This window comes from Achromobacter sp. HNDS-1 (assembly GCF_040084795.1).
Taxonomy (GTDB): Bacteria; Pseudomonadota; Gammaproteobacteria; order Burkholderiales; family Burkholderiaceae_B; genus Achromobacter; species Achromobacter ruhlandii.
Genome location: NZ_CP157584.1, coordinates 4,297,070 through 4,319,621, shown reverse-complemented (window position 1 = coordinate 4,319,621; position 22,552 = coordinate 4,297,070). Strand labels below are relative to the sequence as shown.

Annotated in this window: 21 protein-coding genes and 1 riboswitch; of the genes, 12 read left to right on the top strand and 9 right to left on the bottom strand. The window is 68.0% G+C overall.

Going from position 1 to position 22,552, the window contains the following annotated elements; translation table 11 throughout:
* The first annotated feature begins 123 nt into the window (after positions 1–123).
* The 4 genes from ABFG95_RS19980 to ABFG95_RS19965 all read left to right on the top strand — a co-directional run bounded on the left by ABFG95_RS19980 (position 124) and on the right by ABFG95_RS19965 (position 2,907).
* Entirely contained in the window at positions 124–1,044 is a 921-nt protein-coding gene (locus ABFG95_RS19980) for a branched-chain amino acid transaminase (RefSeq protein WP_006389008.1), read from the top strand.
* Positions 1,045–1,123: 79 nt separating this feature from the next.
* Positions 1,124–1,336, top strand: a complete 213-nt coding sequence (locus ABFG95_RS19975; RefSeq protein WP_049071665.1) for a zinc-finger domain-containing protein — start codon at positions 1,124–1,126, stop codon at positions 1,334–1,336.
* Between the two features lie 34 nt (positions 1,337–1,370).
* Positions 1,371–1,793: a nuclear transport factor 2 family protein gene (locus tag ABFG95_RS19970; RefSeq protein WP_049071663.1), complete on the top strand. Its 423-nt coding sequence runs from the start codon at positions 1,371–1,373 to the stop codon at positions 1,791–1,793.
* A gap of 13 nt (positions 1,794–1,806) precedes the next feature.
* Complete coding sequence (locus tag ABFG95_RS19965) at positions 1,807–2,907, top strand: alpha/beta fold hydrolase (protein WP_006389005.1); 1,101 nt, start codon at positions 1,807–1,809, stop codon at positions 2,905–2,907.
* Between the two features lie 36 nt (positions 2,908–2,943).
* Here ABFG95_RS19965 and ABFG95_RS19960 read toward each other — a convergent pair whose 3' ends face one another.
* A complete protein-coding gene (locus tag ABFG95_RS19960) occupies positions 2,944–4,467 on the bottom strand; it encodes a M48 family metalloprotease (protein WP_278990591.1) in 1,524 nt (507 codons plus the stop codon).
* 57 nt (positions 4,468–4,524) lie between these two features.
* Here ABFG95_RS19960 and galU point away from each other — a divergent pair, with 57 nt between their 5' ends.
* Positions 4,525–5,370 carry a UTP--glucose-1-phosphate uridylyltransferase GalU gene (gene galU, locus ABFG95_RS19955; protein ID WP_049071659.1) on the top strand — a complete coding sequence of 282 codons (846 nt, stop codon included), beginning with the start codon at positions 4,525–4,527 and terminating at the stop codon, positions 5,368–5,370.
* A 114-nt stretch (positions 5,371–5,484) separates the two neighbouring features.
* On the opposite strand, the gene ABFG95_RS19950 is transcribed toward galU, so the two are convergent.
* From ABFG95_RS19950 to ABFG95_RS19930, 5 genes are all read right to left on the bottom strand, one after another.
* Positions 5,485–6,360: a cytochrome c oxidase assembly protein gene (locus ABFG95_RS19950; RefSeq protein WP_175144746.1), complete on the bottom strand. Its 876-nt coding sequence runs from the start codon at positions 6,358–6,360 to the stop codon at positions 5,485–5,487.
* 98 nt (positions 6,361–6,458) lie between these two features.
* A complete protein-coding gene (locus ABFG95_RS19945) occupies positions 6,459–7,565 on the bottom strand; it encodes a porin (protein WP_175144747.1) in 1,107 nt (368 codons plus the stop codon).
* A 92-nt stretch (positions 7,566–7,657) separates the two neighbouring features.
* A complete protein-coding gene (gene mgtA / locus ABFG95_RS19940) occupies positions 7,658–10,465 on the bottom strand; it encodes a magnesium-translocating P-type ATPase (protein ID WP_348994856.1) in 2,808 nt (935 codons plus the stop codon).
* A gap of 420 nt (positions 10,466–10,885) precedes the next feature.
* Positions 10,886–11,218: a hypothetical protein gene (locus tag ABFG95_RS19935; protein ID WP_049071655.1), complete on the bottom strand. Its 333-nt coding sequence runs from the start codon at positions 11,216–11,218 to the stop codon at positions 10,886–10,888.
* A gap of 443 nt (positions 11,219–11,661) precedes the next feature.
* Positions 11,662–12,666 (bottom strand): sodium:calcium antiporter, encoded by a 1,005-nt coding sequence (locus tag ABFG95_RS19930; protein ID WP_059269412.1) that lies wholly within the window; start codon positions 12,664–12,666, stop codon positions 11,662–11,664.
* 80 nt (positions 12,667–12,746) lie between these two features.
* Positions 12,747–12,908, bottom strand: a riboswitch (yybP-ykoY riboswitch).
* A 133-nt stretch (positions 12,909–13,041) separates the two neighbouring features.
* Between ABFG95_RS19930 and ABFG95_RS19925 the strand changes: the two genes are divergently transcribed.
* Complete coding sequence (locus ABFG95_RS19925) at positions 13,042–14,385, top strand: aminopeptidase P N-terminal domain-containing protein (protein WP_059269411.1); 1,344 nt, start codon at positions 13,042–13,044, stop codon at positions 14,383–14,385.
* A gap of 62 nt (positions 14,386–14,447) precedes the next feature.
* On the opposite strand, the gene ABFG95_RS19920 is transcribed toward ABFG95_RS19925, so the two are convergent.
* Positions 14,448–14,912 (bottom strand): TM2 domain-containing protein, encoded by a 465-nt coding sequence (locus ABFG95_RS19920; RefSeq protein WP_049071651.1) that lies wholly within the window; start codon positions 14,910–14,912, stop codon positions 14,448–14,450.
* 79 nt (positions 14,913–14,991) lie between these two features.
* Between ABFG95_RS19920 and ABFG95_RS19915 the strand changes: the two genes are divergently transcribed.
* From ABFG95_RS19915 to ruvA, 6 genes are all read left to right on the top strand, one after another.
* Entirely contained in the window at positions 14,992–16,161 is a 1,170-nt protein-coding gene (locus ABFG95_RS19915) for a UbiH/UbiF/VisC/COQ6 family ubiquinone biosynthesis hydroxylase (RefSeq protein ID WP_175144750.1), read from the top strand.
* An 81-nt stretch (positions 16,162–16,242) separates the two neighbouring features.
* A complete protein-coding gene (dusB, locus tag ABFG95_RS19910) occupies positions 16,243–17,268 on the top strand; it encodes a tRNA dihydrouridine synthase DusB (RefSeq protein ID WP_054416514.1) in 1,026 nt (341 codons plus the stop codon).
* A 36-nt stretch (positions 17,269–17,304) separates the two neighbouring features.
* Entirely contained in the window at positions 17,305–17,544 is a 240-nt protein-coding gene (locus ABFG95_RS19905) for a helix-turn-helix domain-containing protein (RefSeq protein ID WP_006217670.1), read from the top strand.
* A gap of 102 nt (positions 17,545–17,646) precedes the next feature.
* Complete coding sequence (gene purH / locus ABFG95_RS19900) at positions 17,647–19,236, top strand: bifunctional phosphoribosylaminoimidazolecarboxamide formyltransferase/IMP cyclohydrolase (RefSeq protein ID WP_049071647.1); 1,590 nt, start codon at positions 17,647–17,649, stop codon at positions 19,234–19,236.
* Entirely contained in the window at positions 19,236–19,784 is a 549-nt protein-coding gene (gene ruvC, locus ABFG95_RS19895; RefSeq protein WP_049071645.1) for a crossover junction endodeoxyribonuclease RuvC, read from the top strand. Before purH ends, ruvC begins: the two co-directional genes overlap by 1 nt.
* 90 nt (positions 19,785–19,874) lie before the next feature.
* Positions 19,875–20,447, top strand: coding sequence for a Holliday junction branch migration protein RuvA (ruvA, locus tag ABFG95_RS19890; RefSeq protein WP_006393160.1), 573 nt, complete (start codon positions 19,875–19,877; stop codon positions 20,445–20,447).
* A gap of 103 nt (positions 20,448–20,550) precedes the next feature.
* On the opposite strand, the gene ABFG95_RS19885 is transcribed toward ruvA, so the two are convergent.
* Positions 20,551–21,471, bottom strand: coding sequence for a complex I NDUFA9 subunit family protein (locus tag ABFG95_RS19885; RefSeq protein ID WP_278990593.1), 921 nt, complete (start codon positions 21,469–21,471; stop codon positions 20,551–20,553).
* A gap of 115 nt (positions 21,472–21,586) precedes the next feature.
* Positions 21,587–22,552, bottom strand: a complete 966-nt coding sequence (locus ABFG95_RS19880; protein ID WP_049071641.1) for a threo-3-hydroxy-L-aspartate ammonia-lyase — start codon at positions 22,550–22,552, stop codon at positions 21,587–21,589.

Here is a 22,552-nt window from a genome sequence, read left to right as displayed (position 1 = left end):
CAAGCTGCTCGCCCGCCGGGCCTGCGAACTCCCGCAGGCACCGTGCCGGTGCACGAATGGACCATTATTGTAACCTCGTCGCTTGATACAATACGGCCCTCGGGTTTATTGAGGGAGCAGACCATGTCGATGGCTGACCGCGATGGCTTCATCTGGTATGACGGCAAGCTCGTGCCCTGGCGCGACGCGACCACGCACGTCCTGACGCACTCCCTGCACTATGGCCTGTCGGTATTCGAAGGCGTGCGCGCCTACCGCTCCGAGATCGGCACCGCCATCTTCCGCCTCGAAGACCACACCAATCGCCTGTTCAATTCGGCGCACATCTACCAGATTCCCATGCCGTTCGATCGCGACACGATCAACGAGGCCCAGCGGACGGTGGTGCGCGAGAACCAGCTCGAATCCTGCTACCTGCGCCCGCTGGTGTTCTACGGCCCCGAAAAGATGGGCGTATCGCCCAAGGGCGCCAAGGTGCACGTGGCGATCGCCGCCTGGCCCTGGGGTGCCTACCTGGGCGAGGAAGCCCTGTCGCAGGGCATCCGGGTCAAGGTGTCGTCGTTCGCCCGCCAGCACGTCAACGTAACCATGCCGCGCGCCAAGGTTGCCACCACCTACGCCAACTCGATCCTGGCCAACACCGAGGCCCTGCAGGACGGCTACGACGAGGCCCTGCTGCTGGACACCGAAGGCTTCGTGGCCGAAGGCTCTGGCGAAAACCTCTTCCTGGTCAAGGACGGCGTGCTGTGCGAACCCGAGATCGCCTCCGCCCTGACCGGCATCACCCGTTCCACCATCCACGCCCTGGCGGCCGATTTCGGCCTGCGCGTGGTGACCAAGCGGCTGACCCGCGACGACGTCTACATCGCCGACGAGGCCTTCTTCACCGGCACCGCCGCCGAAGTCACGCCGATCCGCGAGGTCGACAACCGCCAGATCGGCTCGGGCCGGCGCGGCCCCATCACCGAGAAGCTGCAGAAGGCGTTTTTTGACATGGTGAATGGCCGCAACCCGAAGTACCATCACTGGCTGAGCAAAGTCTGATTCGCGCCGCCCTGCCCGGCAGGGCGGCACTACTGCCCCAACCCACCGTATCACCGGTATTTTTTATTCAGGAAATTCCATGACCGCCGCTGCCCCGGCCGCCGCCCCCCACGAAGTCATCGAAGTCGGCGCCGAAGACCTGCCTGTGTTCTGTCCGGGTCCGAAGGCCCCGCTGTGGAGCATGCACCCGCGCGTCTTCCTGGACGTCGCCCGCACCGGTTCGGCGCGCTGCGCCTACTGCGGCGCCGAATACAAGCTCAAGCCCGGCACCGTGCTGCACGGCCACCACTGAGAATCGCCGCTCAACAGCCATCCGTCCCGCCATCATGTTCGCCACGCCCGAAGAAGCAGAACACGCGTTCTATGAAGCCCTTGAGCAGGGGGACACCGTCCGCCTGATGCAAGTGTGGGCGGACGACGAGGAAGTCGTCTGCATCCACCCGGGAGGCCTGCGCCTCGTCGGCCACTCGGCCGTGCACGAGTCCTGGCAGCACGTGCTGGCGAATGGCCCGCTGCACATCCGGCCGCTGCGCCCGCTGGTCATGCTGAGCATGATGTGCGCGGTGCACGTGCTGGTCGAGCAGGTGGCGGTGCGCACGCGGGAAGGCACGCAGTTCGCCAACTGCTACGCCACCAACATCTATCACAAGGGCCCCACGGGCTGGCGCATGGTCATGCACCACGCCTCGTCGGCGCCCACCGAAGCCGGGGTGCTCGACTTGCACGACGTGCCCGATATGCTGCACTGATCTCGGGTCGACTTTGGCTGCTGCACGTTTCGATACCACCCCCTGTCCTGTTCCCTCCTGGCTGCCCGGAGGCGATGCCCAGACGGTGTACGCCGCGCTGTTCGCGCAGTACCACCGCATCGCCTTCGTGCGCGACCGGGTCGAGACGCCCGACACGGATTTCGTCGATTTCGACTGGACCGGGCCGGGGCTGTTTCCGCACAAGGCCGCCGACGGCGCGCCCGTGAGCGGCCAGCAGCCCGTGGCCAACGGCAAGACCGCGGCCGCGCGCTGGATGACCGAGGCCGACTGGAAGTCCTTGCCCCAAACGGCCGACACGCCCGCGCTGTTGCTGTTCCACGGCCTGGAGGGCGGCAGCAACAGCCGCTATGCCCAATCCATTGCGCACCACTTCCGGGCGCGCGGCTGGATCGTCGTCATCGCGCATTTCCGCGGTTGCTCCGGCGTGCCCAACCGCCTGGCGCGGGCCTATTACTCGGGCGATTCGGCCGAGGTCGGCTTCCTGCTGAACACCGTGCGCAACCGCATCCCGCATGCGCGCTGGCACGCCGTGGGCGTGTCGCTGGGTGGCAATGCGCTGCTGAAATACCTGGGCGAACACCAGGAAGACACCGGCTGGCTGACCGCCTGCGCGGGCGTCTCGGTGCCGCTGGACCTGGTGGCCTGCGGCAAGACCCTGTCGACCGGATTCTTCAACCGCAAGGTCTACACCAACCACTTTCTCAAGACCCTCAAGCACAAGGTGCTGGAGAAGGCCCACCGCTACCCCGGCGCCATCGACGTGATGCGCATCGCCCACGCGCGCGACCTGCGCGACTTCGATGACGCCTACACCGCGCCCATGCATGGCTTTCGTAATGCGCTCGACTACTGGACGCGCGCCTCCAGCAAGCCCTGGCTGCCGCGCATCTCGGTGCCGACGCTGGTGCTGAATGCGCTGAACGATCCGTTCATTCCGGCCAGCGCCTTGCCCAAGCCGGACGAGTGTTCGTCCAGCATCCTGCTGCACCAGCCCACCGACGGCGGCCATGCGGGCTTCCCGACGGGCGCCTTTCCGGCCCACCTGGGCTGGCTGCCGCAGCGGCTGGGCCGCTTCTTCGAGACCGGGCTGTAGGCGCCGCGGCGCCTCCTGGCTCGGGTCGGCCAGGCGTCAGCCCGACTTGAAGCGTTCCAGCAGCTGGCGCTCTTCGGCCAGCTTGTCCTTGACTTCCTTGATCTGCACGTCGATCTGCGATTGCTCGTAGAAGTCGGTGGACATGCCGCGCGCCTGCTGCAGTTGCGATTCCGCCGCGGCGAAAGCGCCAGTCATGACGTAGTAGCGCGCCAGGTCGCGGCGCGCCTGCACCGGCTTGCCGGTGCGTTCCTCGCTCTGCGCCAGCATCTGGTAGAGACTGGGTTCGTCCGCCCCCCACTGCTTGATCTTGGCGCGCAGGTAGTCTTGCGCTTCGGCGTGACGGCCGTTGGCCTGCAGCGCCGTGGCGTAGGCGATGCCCAAGGCCCGCTGCTCAGGCCAGCGACGGGTGGCGGCTTGCGCCAGGTCCTGCGCGCGCCGGTTGTCCTTGCGCGCCAGCGCGATATCGACGGCGAGCTTGGCCATCTGCGGCGAATCGCGGCCGTCGGCCTGGGCCTGGGCGAGCTGGCGGTCGGCCTCGTCCAGGCTGTTGCGCTGGAAAGCCTGCAGGGCCAGCCCGTAATAGGCGGCCGAGCGGCGCACGCCGGACAACGCCTGGGCCTCGTCCTGCAGCTGCTGGCCGGCGGTGCGCAGGCTGACCGCGTCGCGCCCCTGCACCACGCGCATCTTGGCGCGGATGTACCAGAAGTCGTCGCTGTCGACATGGCGCGAGACCGGCAGCGAGCGCACCCGGTTCTGCACGTCGGACATGCGTTCGATGGACAGCGGGTGGGTACTGGCCCAGGAACCCCCGCCCGCCCCTTCGTTCAGGCGCGAGGCGTTCATCAGGCGCGAGAACATCTGCGCCATGCCCTGGGCGTCGTAGCCGGCCTTGGTCAGCATGGTGAAGCCGGCGCGGTCGGCCTCGCGTTCGGCGTCGCGCGAGAAGCCCAATTGGCGGTTGATGGCGGCGGCCTGGCCGAACGCGGCCACGCCCATCGCCAGGTTGCCGCCGCCACCGGCCAGCGCCGCCAGCAGCGCGCCCGCCAGGCTCGCCAGCATGACCATGCTGTTCTGGTTCTGCTGCGTCATGCCGCGCGCGATATGGCGCTGCACCACGTGGCCGATTTCGTGCGCCAGCACCGCCGCCAGTTCGGATTCGCTGCCGGAGGAGACGATCAGGCCGGTGTTGACGCCAATGAAGCCGCCCGGCATGGCGAAGGCGTTGATTTCGGGATCGCGCACGCCGAACATCTCGACGTCCGGCACCGCGCCGGGCGAGAACGCCGCCAGCTTGCGCCCCATGGTGGTGAGGTACTGGCTGAGTTCGGGATCGTCGACGTAGGTCGGGTCGCGCCGCCCCTGAGACATGATGGCCTCGCCAAGGCTGCGCTCCAGCGCGGGCGACAGGTCCGCGGCGGAAGCCGCGCCCATCGAGGGCAGCCCCACCGGCTGGGCCCAGGCGGTTGCCGGCAAGGCCGGCAACGCCAGCGCGACACAGATTCCGATGATCGCGCCCCGCTGCGCAATCGAGCAAATGGATGGCATTTTCCTGCGGTTCATGAGCCTATGATAGCGATGCGCTTAAAATGTTTCATCGATACCCCCAACGAGGTTTCAATGCGTCCCGTCCGTAAAGCCGTTTTTCCCGTCGCCGGCATGGGCACGCGCTTCCTGCCCGCCACCAAGGCGATGCCCAAGGAAATGCTGCCCGTCGTCGACAAGCCGTTGATCCAGTACGCTGTCGAAGAAGCCGTGGCCGCCGGCATCACCGACCTGATTTTCGTTACCGGTCGCAACAAGCGGGCCATCGAAGACCATTTCGACTCCGCGCCCGAACTGGAATCCGACCTCGAAAGCAAGGGCAAGCACGAGCTTCTTGCCATGGTGCGGGGCATTCTACCCGCCCACGTCAATTGCCTCTATATCCGCCAATCGGCGCCGCTGGGCCTGGGCCACGCCGTGCTGTCGGCCGCGCCGGCGGTGGGCGACGAACCGTTCGCCGTGCTGCTGGCCGATGACCTGATCGACGCCGACACGCCGGCCATGAAGCAGCTGGTGGATATCGCCATTGCGCAAAACGCCAGCGTGCTGGGGGTGCAGGACGTGCCGCGCGCGGACACGCGCAAATACGGCATCGTCGCCACCCGTGAGGGCCAGGGCGATGGCCGCACCGAGCGCGTCACCCACATCGTTGAAAAGCCCGACCCCGAAGCCGCTCCCTCGACCCTGGCGGTGGTGGGACGCTACGTGCTGGAAGCCGCCATCTTCGACCACCTGCGTTCGACCAAGATGGGCGCCGGCAACGAGATCCAGCTGACCGACGGCATCGCCTCGATGATGCGCGAACGCGCGGTGTATGCGCACCGCTACGACGGCACGCGCTATGACTGCGGCAACAAGGCTGGCATGTTCCAGGCCACGGTGGCGCTCGGCAGGAAATACCACGGCCTGCTGCCGGAATGACACGGCGGCCACGCGCGCCGGCTTGACTACCCGCCGCCGCGCATCGACCGGCGGCGGCAACCCTCCCCCGGAGCGGTCGCCACCTCGCGCGGGGCGCCTCCGATATCGCGTGTTCTACGCAGACGCCGCGCGGCGGCGCGCCCTGGCCCGCGCCAGGGCATCGCGATCGGCCTTGCGCAAGCGGCCCTTGGCCGACAGGCGCATCAGCGTGCCCAGCGCCACCATCAGCCCGATCACCTCGACCAGGGCGGCGGGAATCCACATGGTCAGCCCGCCGATGGTCTGGTCGGTCTGCGCCGACATGGCGATGGCGCGGCCGCACAGTTCGAACAAGGGATAGATGTCGCTTTCGGTGAAGGCGATGACGGCCCCCGCCACCATCTGCGGCAGCATTGTCAGGATCGGCGAGATCACGCGGCCGCCCGGCGTCATCGCGGCCGGCGGCGCGGGACGGCGGTCCAGGATCAGATTCCAGTACATGAAGCCGCTGATCACCACCGACCAGTTCATCAGGCGATACAGGCGCCAGTCGAGCATGGAATAGAACTGCACCGACGGGATCAGCCAGACCAGCACCAGGAACACGAACAGCGCGGGAACGAAGATCCTGTGGGTCAGGACTGCCACCGTGGCGCGGCCGGCGCCGGTGCGCAGGAAGTCACGCAGGCGCACGCGCCAGCGCATCGGCAGCCCGGCCCGCATGACCTGCCCGGGAAACGCCGCCATCACCAGCAGCGGCCCCAGATGGTGCAACACCAGGTGCTGGATGCGGTGGATGAAGAACATGCGTTCGGCGTAATAATCCAGGCGCGTGTGCATGGACAGGTACAGCAGCACCATGCCCGCCCAGAACAGCATGCGGCGCGCGCCCGTGACGTGGTGCACGCGCTGGCCGCGCACGAACAGCACGATGGCCACCAGGAAGGAGGCCACCAGCGTGGGAGAGAACTCCCAGGGTATGAGCCATTCGAGACTGTCCATGCGGGTCATCCGGAAAATGCCGACGGGGGCGTGGCGGGCCCCCGCCTGGACGGGCCGGAACTCGCTGCCGGGTCGATTGTAGTGGACCCGGCAGCCCCCCATGCGGCTCAGAACCGGTGCGAAATGCCCGTACCGAAGCGCGAGGTGTGGGAATGGCCAGGGTCGAACTGGTTGTCCAGGGTGTAATTGGACGCATAGCCGGCGAACGCATAGAGCGTGGTGCGCGGCGACACGTTATACGTATACCCCAATGTCACCAATTGCGCATTGCGCGCCGTCGACCCATCCTCCCATTTCCAGTCGGGGCGCGCCAGCGACCACTGCGCCACCACGGCGCCATGGCCCAGCGGCACGCTGGCGCCCAGCAGCCAGGCGTTGACGGCGCCGCCGCGCGCGAAGGCCGCCGGCCCCAGGTTCTGGCCCAGGCTGTCGGGATCGCCGCCGTCCAGCCCGACATAACCGTTGCGCTGGCGGGACCAGGCCACCGATACCTTGACGACCTCGAAGTCGTAGGACGCCCCCAGTTGCACCGCCTGGGGCCGTCCCGCCTGGCCCGCCGGCGGCTCGGCCAGGCGCAGCTGGTCCCAGGTGGCCACCGCCAGCAGGGGGCCGTCCTCGTACTTCAGGCCCAGGCTCAGTGCGCGGTTATTGGCCGCCGTCTTGAAACGGTCGCGGCCGTCAGCGTCGAAGGAATAGCCGATGCCGGCCTGGAAACCCTGCCAGGTGGGGGTGTAGTAGTTCACCAGGTTGCTGAATTGATAGTTGTCCGAGGCCTTGAAGGTGGCGCCCATGCCCATTTCCTTCCAGGACGCCAGCTCCAGCGCGTTGCCGTAGGTCTTGCCGACGGTGTATTGGCGCCCCAGGCGCAGGTCGCCGTAGCTGTCATGGGCCAGTCCGACCCAGGCGCCGTAGTTGAACATGCGGTCGTCGTCGGCGCGCTTGCCGGTGGACGGGTCGAAGCCGCTTTCGAGCTGGAAGCGGGTGCTCCAGCCGTCGCCCAGGTCCTCGGAACCACGCAGGCCCCACAGGGAGTCGGTCAGGCCGCCATCGAGAACACCATTGTGGGTGCCCTGCCCGGAGGTATGGGTGGTGGCGATGCCCGCATCGACCACGCCGTAGAGTTGGATGCCCGGGCCATCACCGGCCGCATTGGCCGCCAGCGGAAGCCAGGCGGCGCCCGCCATGAGCGTCGTGGCGACAGTCGAGATTTTCATGCTTCTCTCCAGAATCCGGGGTGGCGCCGCCACCGCGGGAGGTATTGAATCCGCGGCGGGCGCCTGCCCGCCGCCAGGTGTATCAATAGTGACTATTGCCAGCCATAGCGACGCACCCAGATGCCCTTGAGCATTTGTGTCAGCACGCAGTAGCTCAGAAGGATGCCGACCAGCCACGGGAAATAGCTCCACGGCAGCGCTTGCAGCTGGAAGTACTCGGCCAGCGGCGAGAACGGCAGGAACACCCCCAGTCCGACCACCATGACCGTCATCCACATCAACGGCCACGCGGCGCGGCTTTGCAGGAAGGGAATCTTGCGTGTGCGGATCATATGCACGATCAGCGTCTGCGACAACAGGCCTTCGACGAACCAGCCCGACTGGAACAGCGTCTGGTGTTCTGGCGCATTGGCCTGGAAAACGTACCACATGAGGGCATAGGTCGTGATGTCGAATATCGAGCTAATCGGACCGAAGAACACCATGAATCGGCCTAGTCCTGCCGGGTCCCATTGTTGCGGCCTTTTAAGCAGTTCCTCGTCGACATTGTCGAAGGGAATGGCGGTCTGCGAGATGTCGTACATCAAGTTCTGCAGCAGCAGGTGGATCGGCAGCATCGGCAGGAACGGCAGGAATGCGCTGGCCACCAGCACCGAGAAGACGTTACCGAAATTGGAGCTGGCGGTCATCTTCAGGTACTTGAGCATGTTGCAGAAGGTCTTGCGGCCTTCGATCACGCCGTCCTCCAGCACCATCAGGCTCTTTTCCAGCAGGATGATGTCGGCGGCTTCCTTCGAGATATCCACCGCCGAGTCCACCGAAATGCCGACGTCGGCGGCGCGCAGGGCCGGCGCATCATTGATGCCGTCCCCCATGAAGCCAACGGTATTGCCCTGGGCGCGCAGCACGCGCACGATGCGCTCCTTGTGCGCCGGCGTAAGCCGGGCAAATACGTTGGCCTCGCGCACCGCCACGGCCAGCCGGCTGTCGTCCATGGCCTCGATATCGGCCCCCAGGTAGACCTTGCGGACCTCGAAGCCGACTTCGCGGCACACCTTCTGGGTCACCAGCTCGACGTCGCCGGTCAGGACCTTGACCTCGATGCCGGAGTCGCGCAAAGCGGCCAGGGCCGGGCCGGTCGATTCCTTGGGAGGATCGAGGAAGGCGATATAGCCAACCAGCACCAGGTCGGCCTCGTCGGCCACGCCGTAGGCCTGCTGCGTGGGCGGCAGTTCACGCACGCCTACCGCGATCACGCGCAATCCGTCGCGGTTCAGATCGGCTGTCACGCGGCGGATATCGGCGCGCCGTGCGTCGGTCAGCAGGTGCACATCGCTGCCCACCCGAAGGCGGGTGCATACCGACAGCATTTCCTCCAGCGCGCCCTTGCAGATCAGCTCATGGTGTTCGCGGCCATTTTCGGTTTCGCTCACCACCACCGACATGCGCCGCCGCGAGAAGTCGAAGGGGATCTCGTCGATCTTGCGGTAGCGGGCGGCCAGGTCCAGCTTGCGTTCCACTTCGGCGTGGCGCAGCACGGCCACGTCGAGCAGGTTCTTCAGGCCTGTCTGGTAATAGCTGTTGAGGTAGGCGTAGGCCAGCACATCGTCGCTGGTGGCGCCATACACGTCGGTGTGGCGTTCGAGCACGATGCGGTCCTGGGTCAGGGTGCCGGTCTTATCGGTGCACAGCACGTTCATGGCGCCCAGGTTCTGGATCGCGTCGAGCCGCTTGACCACCACCTTGCGCCGCGACATCCGCACCGCGCCCTTGGCCAGCGTGGCGGTGACGATCATGGGCAGCATTTCCGGTGTCAGGCCGACGGCGATGGCCAGCGCGAAGAGCAGCGCCTCGAGCCAGTCGCCCTTGGTGAAGCCGTTGATCAGCAGCACGATGGGCGCCATCACCAGCATGAAGCGGATCAGCACCCAGCTGACGCGATTGATGCCCTGCTGGAACTGGGTCGGCACGCGCGAAGTCTGGGTCACCCGCCCGGCCAACTGACCGAAGTAGGTGCCGGCGCCGGTGGCCACCACCAGGGCGCTGCCGGAGCCGCTGACCACGTTGGTGCCCATGAAGGCCATGTTCTCCAGTTCCAGCGCATTGGCGGTTCCGTCGCGCTGCACAGCGTATTTCTCGACCGGCAGCGATTCGCCGGTCAGGGCCGCCTGGGCCACGAACAGATCCTTGGCGCCGAGGATGCGGCAGTCGGCCGGGATCATGTCGCCCGCGGACAGCAGCACCACGTCGCCCGGCACCAGGTCGGCCAGCGGCACCTCGATCTGGCGCGAGCCCGAGGCGTGCAGCGTGGCGCCGAAAAAGCGCCGCGCGTCGCCCTCGGCCACGCCGGCGGCGTCGCTGCGCAGCACCGTGGCGGTGTTCTGCACCATCGCCTTCAGGGCCTCGGCGGCGCGGTTGGAACGGCGCTCCTGCACGAAGCGCAGCAGCGTCGAGATCACCACCATCGAACCGATGATGATGACGCCCTTCCACGACTGGTCGTCGGGCTCGGCCATGTACACATCCGTGACCCACGACAGCGAGGCCAGGCCGGTCAGCAGCAGGTTGAAGGGGTTGCGGAACGATTGCCACAGGTGGGCATGCCAGGTTAGCGGTTTTTCGTGATCGACTTCATTGGCGCCGTAGCGGGCGCGGGCCTCATCGGCCTGGGCTTCGGACAGGCCGCCACGGCCGCTGCGGAACATCGAGAACAAGGCATCGAAATCCATGCGCGAGACATCGAGCATGCGGCGGTTGGCGCGGCGCGCGGCGTCCGAGGAGTCCGCCGAAGCGACGGCCGGTCCGCCGCCCTGCTCCAGCATGGGGGAACGCCGGAAGTGGCGCCCCGATCGCCGCAGGCCGGCCGCGGAGGAAAAGAAGGTCTTCAGGAATTTGAACATCGGAGTGTTCCCGTTATTGATGTTGTTCTGGAAGACACAGGCAGTCCGCCGCCATGCCTTTGCGCGGGCAGCACGGGGCCGCGGCCTGCGCAGAGCAGGCCGTTGCCGCCGCGTACGGGCGTGCGCAGGCACCGGGGCGATGTTGCCGGTGTCCGGATCGCGTCGAGGCGCGCCGGGTGCGGGAAGCGGAACGGGAAACTAGCGGAAGAACCGGGGCCGGCGGAACCGGCGCGCGTCGAGCGGGCCTGGCCGGGGGTTCAGGGCTGCGGATTCCGTACTAGACCGGGTGACTCTCCGGCCAGTCGGCTCGCAAGGGAGAAGACAGGTCAGACAGGCAGGCCGGCGCCGCGCACGTGGCGCAATCGAGGCTCGGGGTCTAAGGCACTGGGCATGGTCTCTCCTGGGAAATGACGGGCGGATTCAGGCCGCCAGCGGTTGCGCGCCGAAATGGACGTGGCGCACGGCGGGGTTGGCGCTCAGCCGACGCGCTTGCGACATCAGTTCGCCACGCAGCTCGGGCGGGCAATTCACGGTGATGCAGGCCGAGGCCATGCCGGGGTCGCGCCCCTGGTCGATCTGTACTTGCGATACATCGAGCCCGGCGGCGCTGAAGTCCAGGCAGATCTGCTTGCGCAGCGCGCCCAGTTCATCGCGCGGGCAGATGACCGTCAGGCGCGATGTGCCGCGGCGGCGGCCCAGGGCGGTGGCGCGGTCGACGCCGGCGCGGCGCAGGAACAAGTCGAAGAAACGCATAGCGACCTCCATTGCGTAATGGGGAGCGGCTTTCGCGCATACGCGCGCACGCAGGCACACGGCGCATGGCGGGCGGGCACGAAAAAGGCGTGCACGAACGCGGGCGCTGCGACTAGCGGCGGTTCTGGCGGTTTACGTTGGGGAGAATCCCGGCAAGCCGTGGGCCTGCACTGCTGCCCGGAAAGAAGCCCGGGGCTTGGGATACAACCGCAACCTGCTCAACAGGTTGCGGCAGACGGAGTTCTGCGTGGACCTGTCAAACAGCGGCGTCGATGCAAGATCGACTACTTTCGCCGGAATCGGTATTCACGAAGACTGCTCCTGGGATGGATAACGGGCAGAATTTTACGCGGGTTTCCACTGATGGACAAGGTTTTCCGGCACAAAAATTGCTTTTTGTGCAACCCGGCGCGGGCCCGGCGGGGCCGCGCGCCGTTGCGCCCTCAGGCGTAGAAATGCCAGCCCAGATAGGCCGCGAACAGGGCATAGAAGCCGCCCGCCGCCGACAGCGCCGGCACGCTCATGCCAGCGCGGCGGAAGCGCAGCCACAGCAGCCCGATGGACAGCATGGTGAACAGGCCGGCGGCCAGCAGCGGGCCGTCGAGCAGCCACGGCGTGAGGAAGATGCCGAGCGCGCTGGGAATGGTGGCCTGGATCATCATGGCGCCGGAAATGTTGGCCAGCGCCAGGCGTTCCTTGCCCTGGCGCACCCAGATCAGCGCGTTCATGATTTCCGGCAGTTCGGTGGCGACGGGCGCCAGCAGCAGCGCGGCCACGTGCGGCGACGCGCCCATGGCGATGCCCAGCAGTTCGATCTGGTTGACGAATACGTGCGAGGCGCCGGCGATCACGACCAGCGCCAGCAGCGTCTGCGTCGCCGCCCAGAACATCGAAGGGTTGTCGTCGCGCGGCCGCAGCTTGAGCGGCTCGAGATCTTCGCAGTCGATGCAATCCTCGTCGTTGCTCAGCTCGCGCTTGACATACAGACCGTAGGTGGCCAGGAACAGGATGCCCAGCCAGGGCTTCCAGGCGAACGCCAGCAGGCCCAGCCCGACCTTGAAGACGAAGATGCCCATGAACCACGCCTGGTCGCGGGCCAGCCGGCGCTGGTCCGCGTTGATACAGTTGGCTTGCGTGGGCTGCCCGCGACGGGCGCGCCACAAGGCAAGGCCGACCACCGCGTAGGCCAGCGTCGCCAGCACCAGCGGGCCGCCCATGGCCGCGCCGACGCCGATGTCCTTTTGCTCAGGCGTGTCGCCGAACACCACGGCCATGAACGTGACCGCGCTTTCAGGCAGCGCGGTGCCGAATGCCGCCAGCACGGTGCCGGTGGCGGTGGCGCCGAGCTGGAAGCGGTGTCCGACCCATTCGACGCCATTGACGAAGAATTCGCAGGCAAGATAGATCACTGCCGCGGACAGGAAAAACAGGAACAGGGTGAGCAACATATAGGCGAGCCGGACGAGCAGAAACCAATTGGCGCGACGCAACGGCTCGCCCGGCCAAGGGTGAACGCTGCGCGGCCAAAGGTCTCGCCTGGCTGATCCATGCGCGGGCGTACCGCGGCACGGAGACCGTTAGCGCCATGGAGTCCTGGAAACCGCTACGCGATACCGGACCACCAAGTCTGTTGACGCTAACTCCTTTGGGGACAAAGGATGGCTACTCCCCAATGACAGAGCCGCGATTGTAGCAGCCCGGCCATGACCGTCCAGAGAATCTCCGCGGCGCGCGCGTGAATGCCGCCGGACTGTCGTATTGGCGGCACGGCGAGTAAAGTAAGTGGCACCACCGTTTCCCGCCGGGCCCCGCGCCCCCTGCCCATGAGCCTGCCTCCCACCGATATCGCCCCCTTCGCCGCCCGCCGCCAGCGCCTGATGGCGCGGATGCGCGCCGATGGCGGCGGCATCGCCATCCTGGCCACCGCGCCCGAAGCCATCCGCAACCGCGACGCCGAATACCCCTACCGGCACGACAGCGACTTCTTCTACCTGACCGGCTTCACCGAGCCCGGCGCGTGGCTGGTGCTGATCGCCGGCGCCACCGACCGCGCCCTGCTGTTCTGCCGCCCGCGCCATATCGAGCACGAGATCTGGGAGGGACGGCGCTTCGGCCCGGAGGCCGCGGCCGAGCATTTCGGCTTCGACGACGCGCATGCGCTGGACGCGCTCGACGAACTGGTGCCCAAGCTGCTGCTGGACCAACCGACCCTGTATGCGCCACTGGCCGGTGACAAGCGCACCGACGGCCGGCTGCACCGCTGGCTGGCGGCGGCGCGCGAGGCCAGCCGCGGCGGCCATCAGCCTCCCATGCGGCAGCAGGACATCCGGCCGATCCTGGCCGAGATGCGGCTGGTGAAGGACGCCAGCGAAATCGCCGCGATGCGGCGCGCCGCCAAGATCTCCGCCGGCGCCCACGCCCGCGCCATGCGGGCCGCCCGCGCTGGCATGCGCGAATACGAACTGGAAGCGGAGCTGTTGTATGAGTTCCGCCGCCATGGCGCGCAGGCGGTGGCCTACAACAGCATCGTCGCGGCCGGGGCCAATGCCTGCGTGCTGCACTACCCTGCCGGCGAGGCGGTGCTGCGCGATGGCGACCTGGTGCTGATCGACGCCGGCTGCGAGGTCGACAGCTACGCCAGCGACATCACCCGCACCTTTCCGGTCAACGGCCGCTACAGCGGCCCGCAGCGCGCGCTGTACGACCTGACGGTGGCGGCGCAGGAGGCCGCGGCCCAGGCCACCGCGCCGGGCCGCGGCTGGAACGATGGCCATGACGCCGCGGTGCGGGTGCTGGCCCAGGGCATGCTGGACCTGAAACTGCTGAAGGGATCGCTGGATGGCGTGATCGAGTCGGGCGACTACAGCCGTTTCTACATGCACCGCACCGGCCACTGGCTGGGCCTGGACGTGCACGATGTGGGCGACTATCGCCAGCCGGGCGGCGCTGCCGGTGCGGAACGCCCGTGGCGCAAGCTGGAAACAGGCATGATGCTGACGATCGAGCCGGGCATCTATGTGCGCCCCGCCGACGACGTGCCCGAGGCCTACTGGAACATCGGCATCCGTACCGAGGACGACGCGCTGGTGACGGACGAGGGCTGCGAGCTGATCACCCGCGGCGTGCCGGTGCAGGCCGGCGAGATCGAGGCGCTGATGCGCGAATGAGCGGGCAGCGCGCAGGCCGGCCGGCGTGGCCTCGGCCACGCTCGTGAGGGCGTCCCGAGGGGCTACAGTGTCAGGCCGTCCAGCCAGCCCATCGCCACCCACACGTAGACCACCACCATCGCGATCGCGAACATCGACACGGTGGCGCCCACCAGGCAGGCCAGGATGGCCACCAGCACCGGCCCCCAGCCGGTCCTGGGGGACGGCGGCAATCCGGGGTTGTAGCGGCGGTCGAACTTCTCGTCGGGCATCAGCGAGAACACCGCGCTCTCGATGAAGCCGTCGATCATGGGAATGAACACCAGGAAAAAGGCCGGGTTGTCGTACCAGACCGGGTAGTAGCGGAACGCGCAGAACAGGCTGAGCAGGGACAGCGCCGTCACCAGCCAGGCGTAACGCCGGCCCAGGTACCACCAATGTGCGCCGAGCCACCCGAACAGACAGGCCAGCAGACCGACGGCGACCTTGCCGCGGGGGCGGCGCGGGATTGCGGCGGACAGCGAAGAAGAAGCCTCGAGCTGCGTCATATCAATCAACCGGTGAAGGGTCCCGGGCGCCAAGCCGCGCCGGCAGACCTGGATTGTAGTGGACGGGTAAAATCCCGGCATGACTATCTCCGCCTTCGACATTGCGATTCTCGGCGCCGGCCCCGTGGGGCGTGTCCTGGCGTTGATGCTGGCGCGCGTGGCGCCGGACCCCTCCCGCATCGCCCTGCTGCAAGGCGCCAGCCCGGCCCCCGTGACGCCAGCCGCCGCCATTCCCGCGGCCGATCCGCGCGTGCTGGCCATGAACCATGGCAGCCGCGTGCTGCTCGAATCGCTGCACGCCTGGCCCGCCAAGGCGGCGGACATCCTCAATATCCACGTCTCCCAGCGCGGCCGGCTTGGCCGCAGCGTGATCCGCAACACCGACTTCGACGTGCCGCAGCTCGGCTGCGTGGTCGCCTACTCGGCGCTGCACGCCAGGCTGGAGGAATGCGTGGCCGCCAGTGGCGTCACGCTGCTGTCCGGCCCGCCCGCCGTGGTCGACGGCCAGGACGCCGACGGCGTGCGCATCAGCCAGGGCGACACCGCCCTTGCCTGCCGCATCGCCGTGCAGTCCGACGGGGCCGGAGGCAGCGATGTGCGCCGCGACTACGGTCAGCACGCCCTGCTGACCACCACCCAAGCCAGCCTGCCGCGCCGTGGCTGGGCCTGGGAGCGCTTCACCGCCGAAGGGCCGCTGGCGCTGCTGCCGCATCCGCAGATGGCGGACGCCTATTCGGTGGTCTGGTGCAGCGCGCCCGAGCGCGCGGCCGAACTGGCGGCGCTGGACAACACCGCCTTCTCGCAGGCGCTGACGACGGCCTTTGGCGACCGCCTGGGCCGCCTGACGTGCCAGGCGCCGCGCCATGTCTTCCCGCTGGCGCTGAGCGCGCGCCGCGGGTTGGTGCAAGGCCGCGTGGCCGTGATCGGCAATGCGGCGCAGACGCTGCACCCGGTGGCCGGCCAGGGGCTCAACCTGGGACTGCGCGACGCCGCCCGGCTGGCCCAGTCCCTGGGCGGCTGGCTGACCCAGCCGAATGCCAGTCCCTCCCACGCGCTGCAAGACTTCGCCCGCGCGCGCCAGGTCGACCGGCTCATCACCGCCAGCGTCACCGACCTGATGCCGCGCATCTTCGCCACCGGCCTGGCGCCGGTCGAACACGCCTGTGGCCTGGCCTTGCTGGGCCTGGACCTGGCCGCGCCGCTGCGGGCGCCGCTGGCGCGCCATCTGCTGCAGGGTTTCCGGGCCTGATCCTCCCTTTTTTTGTCGGCCTGTTACCAAGCTGTTGCGGACGAAAAAAGAGGGTTCGATCGAGCCGGTTAAAATGTGACCATGCGCATCGGCCCGTGGACTCTCCCCAACAACGTTCTGGTCGCGCCCATGGCGGGCGTGACGGATCGTCCTTTCCGACAGCTCTGCAAGAAATTGGGGGCCGGTTACGCCGTCTCGGAGATGGCCGCCAGCAACCCGAAGCTGTGGGACAGCGTCAAGACCTCGCGGCGCCTGAACCACGACGGCGAGATCGCCCCCATTTCGGTGCAGATCGCCGGCGCCGACCCGGCCATGATGGCCGAGGCCGCCGTGTTCAACGCCCACAAGGGCGCGCGCATCATCGACATCAACATGGGCTGCCCGGTGAAAAAGGTCTGCAACGTGGCCTCGGGCTCTGCCCTGCTGCGCCACGAAGACCTGATCGCCCGCATCCTGGACGCCGTGGTCGAGGCCTGCGCGCCGCTGGGGGTGCCGGTCACCCTCAAGACCCGCACCGGCTGGGACCGCGACAGCCGCAACGCCCTGCGCGTGGCCAGACTGGCCCAGGATGCCGGCATCGCCGCCCTGACGCTGCATGGACGCACCCGCGCCGACCTCTATACGGGCGAGGCGGAATATGACACTATCCGCGCCGTCCGCGCCGAGCTGAAAATTCCGCTGATCGCCAATGGCGACATCGACTCGCCCGAAAAGGCCAGGCGCGTCCTGGATTACACTGGCGCCGACGCGGTCATGATCGGCCGGGCGGCCCAAGGGCGTCCCTGGATCTTCCGCGAGGTCGACCATTACCTGCGCACGGGCGAAACACTGGCCCCTCCCAGCTATGGGGAAATGCGCGAACTGCTGCTCGAACATCTCGACGACCACTACCGCTTCTATGGCGAACACACCGGCGTACGCACGGCGCGCAAGCACATAGGATGGTATCTGGACGGCCTGCCGGGCGCGGACTCGTTCCGCGACCGCATGAACCTCATCGACAACACCCGCGACCAGTGGCGGGCGGTGTCGGAATGGTTCCTCAATCTTTCCCGTGACGGCAACCCCAACCCGGCGCCTGTCGCGAAAGCCCTGCTGGCGGCATAACCGCCTCAACACCAACATAAAAATATCTGTACTCCGATGAGCAAGAAAGATGTCCTGGAAGAATGCGTGCGCGCCAGCCTGGAGCGCTATTTCGAAGACTTGGGCGAATCCGAGCCCCACGACATGTGGGACATGGTGATGCGCTGCGTGGAGCGCCCGGTCCTCGAAGTGGCGTTGGAACGGTCCGGCGGCAACCAGTCGCGGGCATCCGAAATGCTGGGCATCACGCGCAACACCCTGCGCAAGAAACTGCTGGCCCATAACATCCAGGTATAGCGCATCGCCGCGTGGGCGGCCGCTGGCGCGCCCCGCATGACAGATTTCCCATCCCGACCTGAAGCGAGACAGGCGCCCCGCGCCCCACTCCCGTCCCTCACCATGAAAATCGAAACCGCCCTGCTTTCGGTGTCCGACAAGACCGGCATCGTTGAATTTGCCCGCGCCCTGGCCGCGCGCGGCGTGCGCCTGCTGTCGACCGGCGGCACCGCCAAGCTGCTGGCCGAGTCCGGCCTGACCGTCACCGAAGTGGCTGCCCACACCGGCTCGCCCGAGATCCTGGACGGCCGCGTCAAGACGCTGCATCCGAAGATCCACGGCGGCCTGCTGGCCCGCCGCGACAGCGCCGAGCACATGGACACCATCAAGGCGGCCGGCATCGATCGCATCGACATGCTGGTGGTCAACCTGTATCCGTTCCGCGAAACGGTGGCCAAGCCCGACTGCACCTTCGCCGACGCGGTCGAGAACATCGACATCGGCGGCCCGGCCATGCTGCGCGCCGCCGCCAAGAACCATGGCACCGAGGCCGGTGGCGTGACGGTGGTGATCGACCCGGTCGACTACTCGCGCGTGCTGTCCGAAATGGACCAGGGCGGCGGCACCTCGTACGGCCTGCGCCTGGCGCTGGCCGCCAAGGTCTACGCCCACACCGCGGCCTACGACGGCGCCATCGCCGCCTACCTGACCAGCCTGACCGACGCCGAACCGGCGCAGGACGCCGTGCCGGCGCGCCAGGAATGGCCCGGCACCCTGACCCTGCAGGTCAAGCAGGAACAGGCCCTGCGCTACGGCGAGAACCCGCACCAGACCGCCGCGTTCTACGTCGACGCGCAGCGTCCGGCCGGCCTGCTGGGCAACTACCGCCAACTGCAGGGCAAGGAACTGTCGTACAACAACATCGCCGACGCCGATGCCGCCTGGGAATGCGCGCGCAGCTTCGAGGCGCCCGCCTGCGTCATCGTCAAGCACGCCAACCCCTGCGGCGTGGCGGTCGCGGCCGACACGCTGGGCGCGTACCAGCAGGCCTTCAAGACCGACCCGACCTCGGCCTTCGGCGGCATCATCGCCTTCAACCGCCCGGTCGACGCCGCCACCGCCGAGGCCGTCAGCGCCCAGTTCCTGGAAGTGCTGCTGGCCCCGGCCTATGACGGCGCCGCGCTGGCCATCCTGGCCGCCAAGAAGAACGTGCGCGTGCTGGAAGTGCCCATGGGCACGGGCCAGAACGCCTTCGACGTCAAGCGCGTCGGCGGCGGCTGGCTGGTGCAGAGCCCGGACGCCTACAACGTGCCGCGCGACGCCCTGAAGGTGGTGACCAAGCGCCAGCCCACCGAACAGGAAATGAACGATCTGGCGTTCGCCTGGAAGGTCGCCAAGTACGTCAAGTCCAACGCCATCGTGTTCGTCGGCGGCGGCATGACCCTGGGCGTCGGCGCCGGCCAGATGAGCCGCATCGACTCGGCCCGCATCGCCTCGATCAAGGCCGAGAACGCCGGCCTGACGCTGAAGGGCTCGGCGGTGGCGTCGGATGCCTTCTTCCCGTTCCGCGACGGCCTGGACGTGGTGGTGGCCGCGGGCGCGACCTGCGTGATCCAGCCCGGCGGCAGCGTGCGCGATGACGAAGTCATCGCCGCGGCCGACGAGCATGGCATCGCCATGGTGCTGACCGGCACCCGCCACTTCCGCCACTGATGCGCGTCCTCGGCATCGATCCCGGCCTGCGCCGCACCGGCTTCGGTGTGATCGATGCCGACGGCCCGCGCCTGCGTTATGTCGCCAGCGGCACCATCGTGGTGCCGCCGGCGCTGACGCTGTCCGAACGCCTCAAGGTCATCCTGGACAACCTGCGCCAGGTGGCGCGCGACACGCAGCCCGACGTGGCCGCGCTGGAAATCGTCTTCCTGAACACCAATCCGGCCTCGACCCTGCTGCTGGGCCAGGCCCGCGGCGCGGCGCTGTGCGCGCTGGCCGACAGTTCGCTGGCGGTGCATGAGTACACCGCGCTGCAGATCAAGAAGGCCGTGGTCGGCACCGGCCGCGCGGCCAAGGAACAGGTGCAGATGATGGTGCAGCACCTGCTGGCGCTGGACGGCACCCCGGCCCCCGACTCGGCCGACGCGCTGGCCTGCGCCATCTGCCACGCCCACGTCGGCCCCTTGCAGGACCGGCTGACGGAATTGGGCACGCGCCTGAGCCTGAGCGGCAAGACCCGCCTGCGCAACGGCCGCCTGCTCGGCTGAGCCCCGCCCCCCGCTTCGCGCGGACCCGTATAGAATCCCCGCATCCGCCGCGACTGACGCGGCCCCCTCTTTTGCCAGGCCATTGCCACCATGATCGGACGCATCACCGGAACCCTGATCGAGAAACTGCCGCCCACCGTCTGCGTGGACGTCAACGGTCTGGGCTATGACATCGACGTGCCCATGAGCACGCTGTACTCGCTGCCGGAAACCGGCGCGCGCGTCACGCTGTACACGCACCTGACCGTGCGCGAAGACGCCCACATCCTCTACGGCTTCGCCACCGCGGGCGAACGCAGCGCCTTCCGTGAACTGATCAAGGTCAGCGGCATCGGCGCGCGCACCGCGCTGTCGGTGCTGTCCGGGCTATCGGTGGCCGACCTGGCCCAGGCCATCACGCTGCAGGAATCGGGCCGCCTGACGCGCGTGCCCGGCATCGGCAAGAAGACCGCCGAACGCCTGCTGCTGGAAATGCGCGGCAAGCTGGGCGCGGACATCGGCGCCACCGCGCATCCGGTGCAGGATAACCAGTCCGACATCCTGAACGCCTTGCTGGCGCTGGGGTACTCCGAGAAGGAATCGTTGTCGGCCCTCAAGACGCTGCCCGAAGGCGTGGGCGTGTCCGACGGCATCAAGCAGGCCTTGAAAGCGCTGGTGCGCTGAAGACGCGCCCTCCGGGCCGCCGCTGGCGGATCATTGCGGTCGTGGCAGGCGCGGGGCAAACGTCATGCGCCTGCGGCCCCCCCGCCGACGCAGGCGGCCCGCCCTAGCGCGCCGCCCCCAGGTAACCGGGCGCCACCGCCTCCAGCCCGGTCGGCACCACGTTCAGCTCGGGCGCGATGGGCGCGCCGCAGATGTTGTCGCTGCGCAGGGAATCGAGGTTGTCGCGCGACATCAGCGGCGGGCCCGGCAGGCATTCGAACAGCAACGCCTGCATGCGTCCCACGCCCATCGGCACGCTCACCACCGGACGCGGATGGCCGGCCCAGCCGGCGCACAGGCGCGCGATCTCGCCCAGGGTGTAGACCTGCGGGCCGCCCAGCTCGTAGGTCTTGCCGCAGGTGTGCGTATCGCCCAGCGCCGCCAGCATCGCCGACACCACGTCGCCCACGTACACGGGCTGCATGCGCGCGTTCGCGCCGGCCAGCGGCAGCACCGGCAGCCAGCACGCCAGACGCGCGAACAGGTTGGTGAAATTGTCGTCCGGTCCGAACACCACCGAAGGACGGAATATGGTCCAGCCCCCTTCGCGCCAATCGGCCAGTTCCTGCTTGATGGCCGCCTCGCCGTCGCCCTTGGAACGCTGGTACATGCTGGCGCCATTGGAATCCGCCCCCAGCGCGCTGATGTGCAGCAACCGGCGCACGCCCTGGCGGCGGCAGGCCCGCGCGATACGCTGCGGCAGGTGCACGTGCGCCTGCGCGAAGTCGGAACCGTAGGGACGGCCGGCCTTGCCATGCAGGATGCCGACCAGGTTGACCACCACATCGCAGTCGCGCACCAGGCGATCGAGCGCGTCATCGTCGTGCACGTCGCTGGCAAGCAGCGTGACGGTGGGCAGAAGCTGGAGTTCACGCCCCTGGCCGTAACGGCGGGTGGGCACCAGGATCTGGTGCTGTCCGCCCGCCAGCCGGGCGATGAGATGACGGCCGATGAAGCCGGTGCCGCCAATGACAAGGATACGCATGAAGCAGCCCCTGTTCTTCAGGATTCAGGCCCGATTCTGCCCTGCACGGGCCGCCTCCGCAAGCGTGCCACCAAAGCACCGGACGATATCCCGCCGGCGCCTCAGCCTGAACGGGTCAGCCGGCCAGCAACTTGCCGTAGGCCGGAAGATCGACGTTGCCGCCGCTGATGATGACGCCGACCCGCGCGCCCCGCACCGGCACCACGCCCTGCAGCACGGCCGCGGCCGCGAGACAGCCGGTGGGTTCGACCACCATCTTCATGCGCTCGGCGAAGAACTTCATGGTCGAGACCAGTTGCTCATCCGTCACCGTGACGATGTCGCGCACGTGCTTCTGGATGAGCGGGAAGGTCAGATGGCCCAGATGCGTGGTGGCGGCGCCGTCGGCCAGCGTCTTGGGCGCCTGGATGCGGACGATCTCGCCCTTGCGCAGCGACTGTTGGCCGTCGTTGCCGGCTTCCGGCTCGACCCCGTAGACCAGGCAGCGCGGACTGAGCGCGAACGCCGACAGCGCCGACCCCGACAGCAGGCCGCCGCCCCCCAGGCACACGAACAGGTAGTCCAGCTCGCCGACGTCCTCGAACAATTCCTTGGCCGCGGTGCCCTGGCCGGCGATCACGTCCTCGTGGTCGTACGGCGGAATCAGCGTGGCGCCGGTCTCGGCCTGGATGCGACGGGCGATCTCTTCGCGATCCTCGGTGTAACGGTCGTAGGTGACGATATGGCCGCCGTAGCCTTCGGTGGCGGCGCGCTTGGCCGCGGGCGCGTCCAGCGGCATGATGATGGTGGCCTTGACGCCCTGCAGCCTGGAGGCCAGCGCGATCGCCTGCGCATGGTTGCCCGACGAGAACGTGACCACGCCGGCGGCGCGCTGCTCGGGCGTCAGCCGGGCGATGGCGTTGAAGCCGCCCCGGAACTTGAACGCGCCCATGCGCTGGTAGTTCTCGCACTTGAAGAACAACGAGGCGCCGGCGATGGCGTCGGCCGTGGTCGAGGTCAGCACCGGCGTGCGGTGCGCCTGGCCAGCCAGGCGCTCGCTGGCGCGCGCGACGTCGTCGAAGGTGGGCAGTTCGGGCAGCAT

Coding starts and splice junctions, on each gene's coding strand:
- ABFG95_RS19980 (WP_006389008.1), top strand. CDS start 124: ATGTCGATGGCTGACCGCGATGGCTTCATCTGGTATGACGGCAAGCTC.
- ABFG95_RS19975 (WP_049071665.1), top strand. CDS start 1,124: ATGACCGCCGCTGCCCCGGCCGCCGCCCCCCACGAAGTCATCGAAGTC.
- ABFG95_RS19970 (WP_049071663.1), top strand. CDS start 1,371: ATGTTCGCCACGCCCGAAGAAGCAGAACACGCGTTCTATGAAGCCCTT.
- ABFG95_RS19960 (WP_278990591.1), bottom strand. CDS start 4,467: ATGAACCGCAGGAAAATGCCATCCATTTGCTCGATTGCGCAGCGGGGC.
- galU (WP_049071659.1), top strand. CDS start 4,525: ATGCGTCCCGTCCGTAAAGCCGTTTTTCCCGTCGCCGGCATGGGCACG.
- ABFG95_RS19950 (WP_175144746.1), bottom strand. CDS start 6,360: ATGACCCGCATGGACAGTCTCGAATGGCTCATACCCTGGGAGTTCTCT.
- ABFG95_RS19945 (WP_175144747.1), bottom strand. CDS start 7,565: ATGAAAATCTCGACTGTCGCCACGACGCTCATGGCGGGCGCCGCCTGG.
- mgtA (WP_348994856.1), bottom strand. CDS start 10,465: ATGTTCAAATTCCTGAAGACCTTCTTTTCCTCCGCGGCCGGCCTGCGG.
- ABFG95_RS19935 (WP_049071655.1), bottom strand. CDS start 11,218: ATGCGTTTCTTCGACTTGTTCCTGCGCCGCGCCGGCGTCGACCGCGCC.
- ABFG95_RS19930 (WP_059269412.1), bottom strand. CDS start 12,666: ATGTTGCTCACCCTGTTCCTGTTTTTCCTGTCCGCGGCAGTGATCTAT.
- ABFG95_RS19925 (WP_059269411.1), top strand. CDS start 13,042: ATGAGCCTGCCTCCCACCGATATCGCCCCCTTCGCCGCCCGCCGCCAG.
- ABFG95_RS19920 (WP_049071651.1), bottom strand. CDS start 14,912: ATGACGCAGCTCGAGGCTTCTTCTTCGCTGTCCGCCGCAATCCCGCGC.
- ABFG95_RS19915 (WP_175144750.1), top strand. CDS start 14,992: ATGACTATCTCCGCCTTCGACATTGCGATTCTCGGCGCCGGCCCCGTG.
- dusB (WP_054416514.1), top strand. CDS start 16,243: ATGCGCATCGGCCCGTGGACTCTCCCCAACAACGTTCTGGTCGCGCCC.
- ABFG95_RS19905 (WP_006217670.1), top strand. CDS start 17,305: ATGAGCAAGAAAGATGTCCTGGAAGAATGCGTGCGCGCCAGCCTGGAG.
- purH (WP_049071647.1), top strand. CDS start 17,647: ATGAAAATCGAAACCGCCCTGCTTTCGGTGTCCGACAAGACCGGCATC.
- ruvC (WP_049071645.1), top strand. CDS start 19,236: ATGCGCGTCCTCGGCATCGATCCCGGCCTGCGCCGCACCGGCTTCGGT.
- ruvA (WP_006393160.1), top strand. CDS start 19,875: ATGATCGGACGCATCACCGGAACCCTGATCGAGAAACTGCCGCCCACC.
- ABFG95_RS19885 (WP_278990593.1), bottom strand. CDS start 21,471: ATGCGTATCCTTGTCATTGGCGGCACCGGCTTCATCGGCCGTCATCTC.
- ABFG95_RS19880 (WP_049071641.1), bottom strand. CDS start 22,552: ATGCTGCCCGAACTGCCCACCTTCGACGACGTCGCGCGCGCCAGCGAG.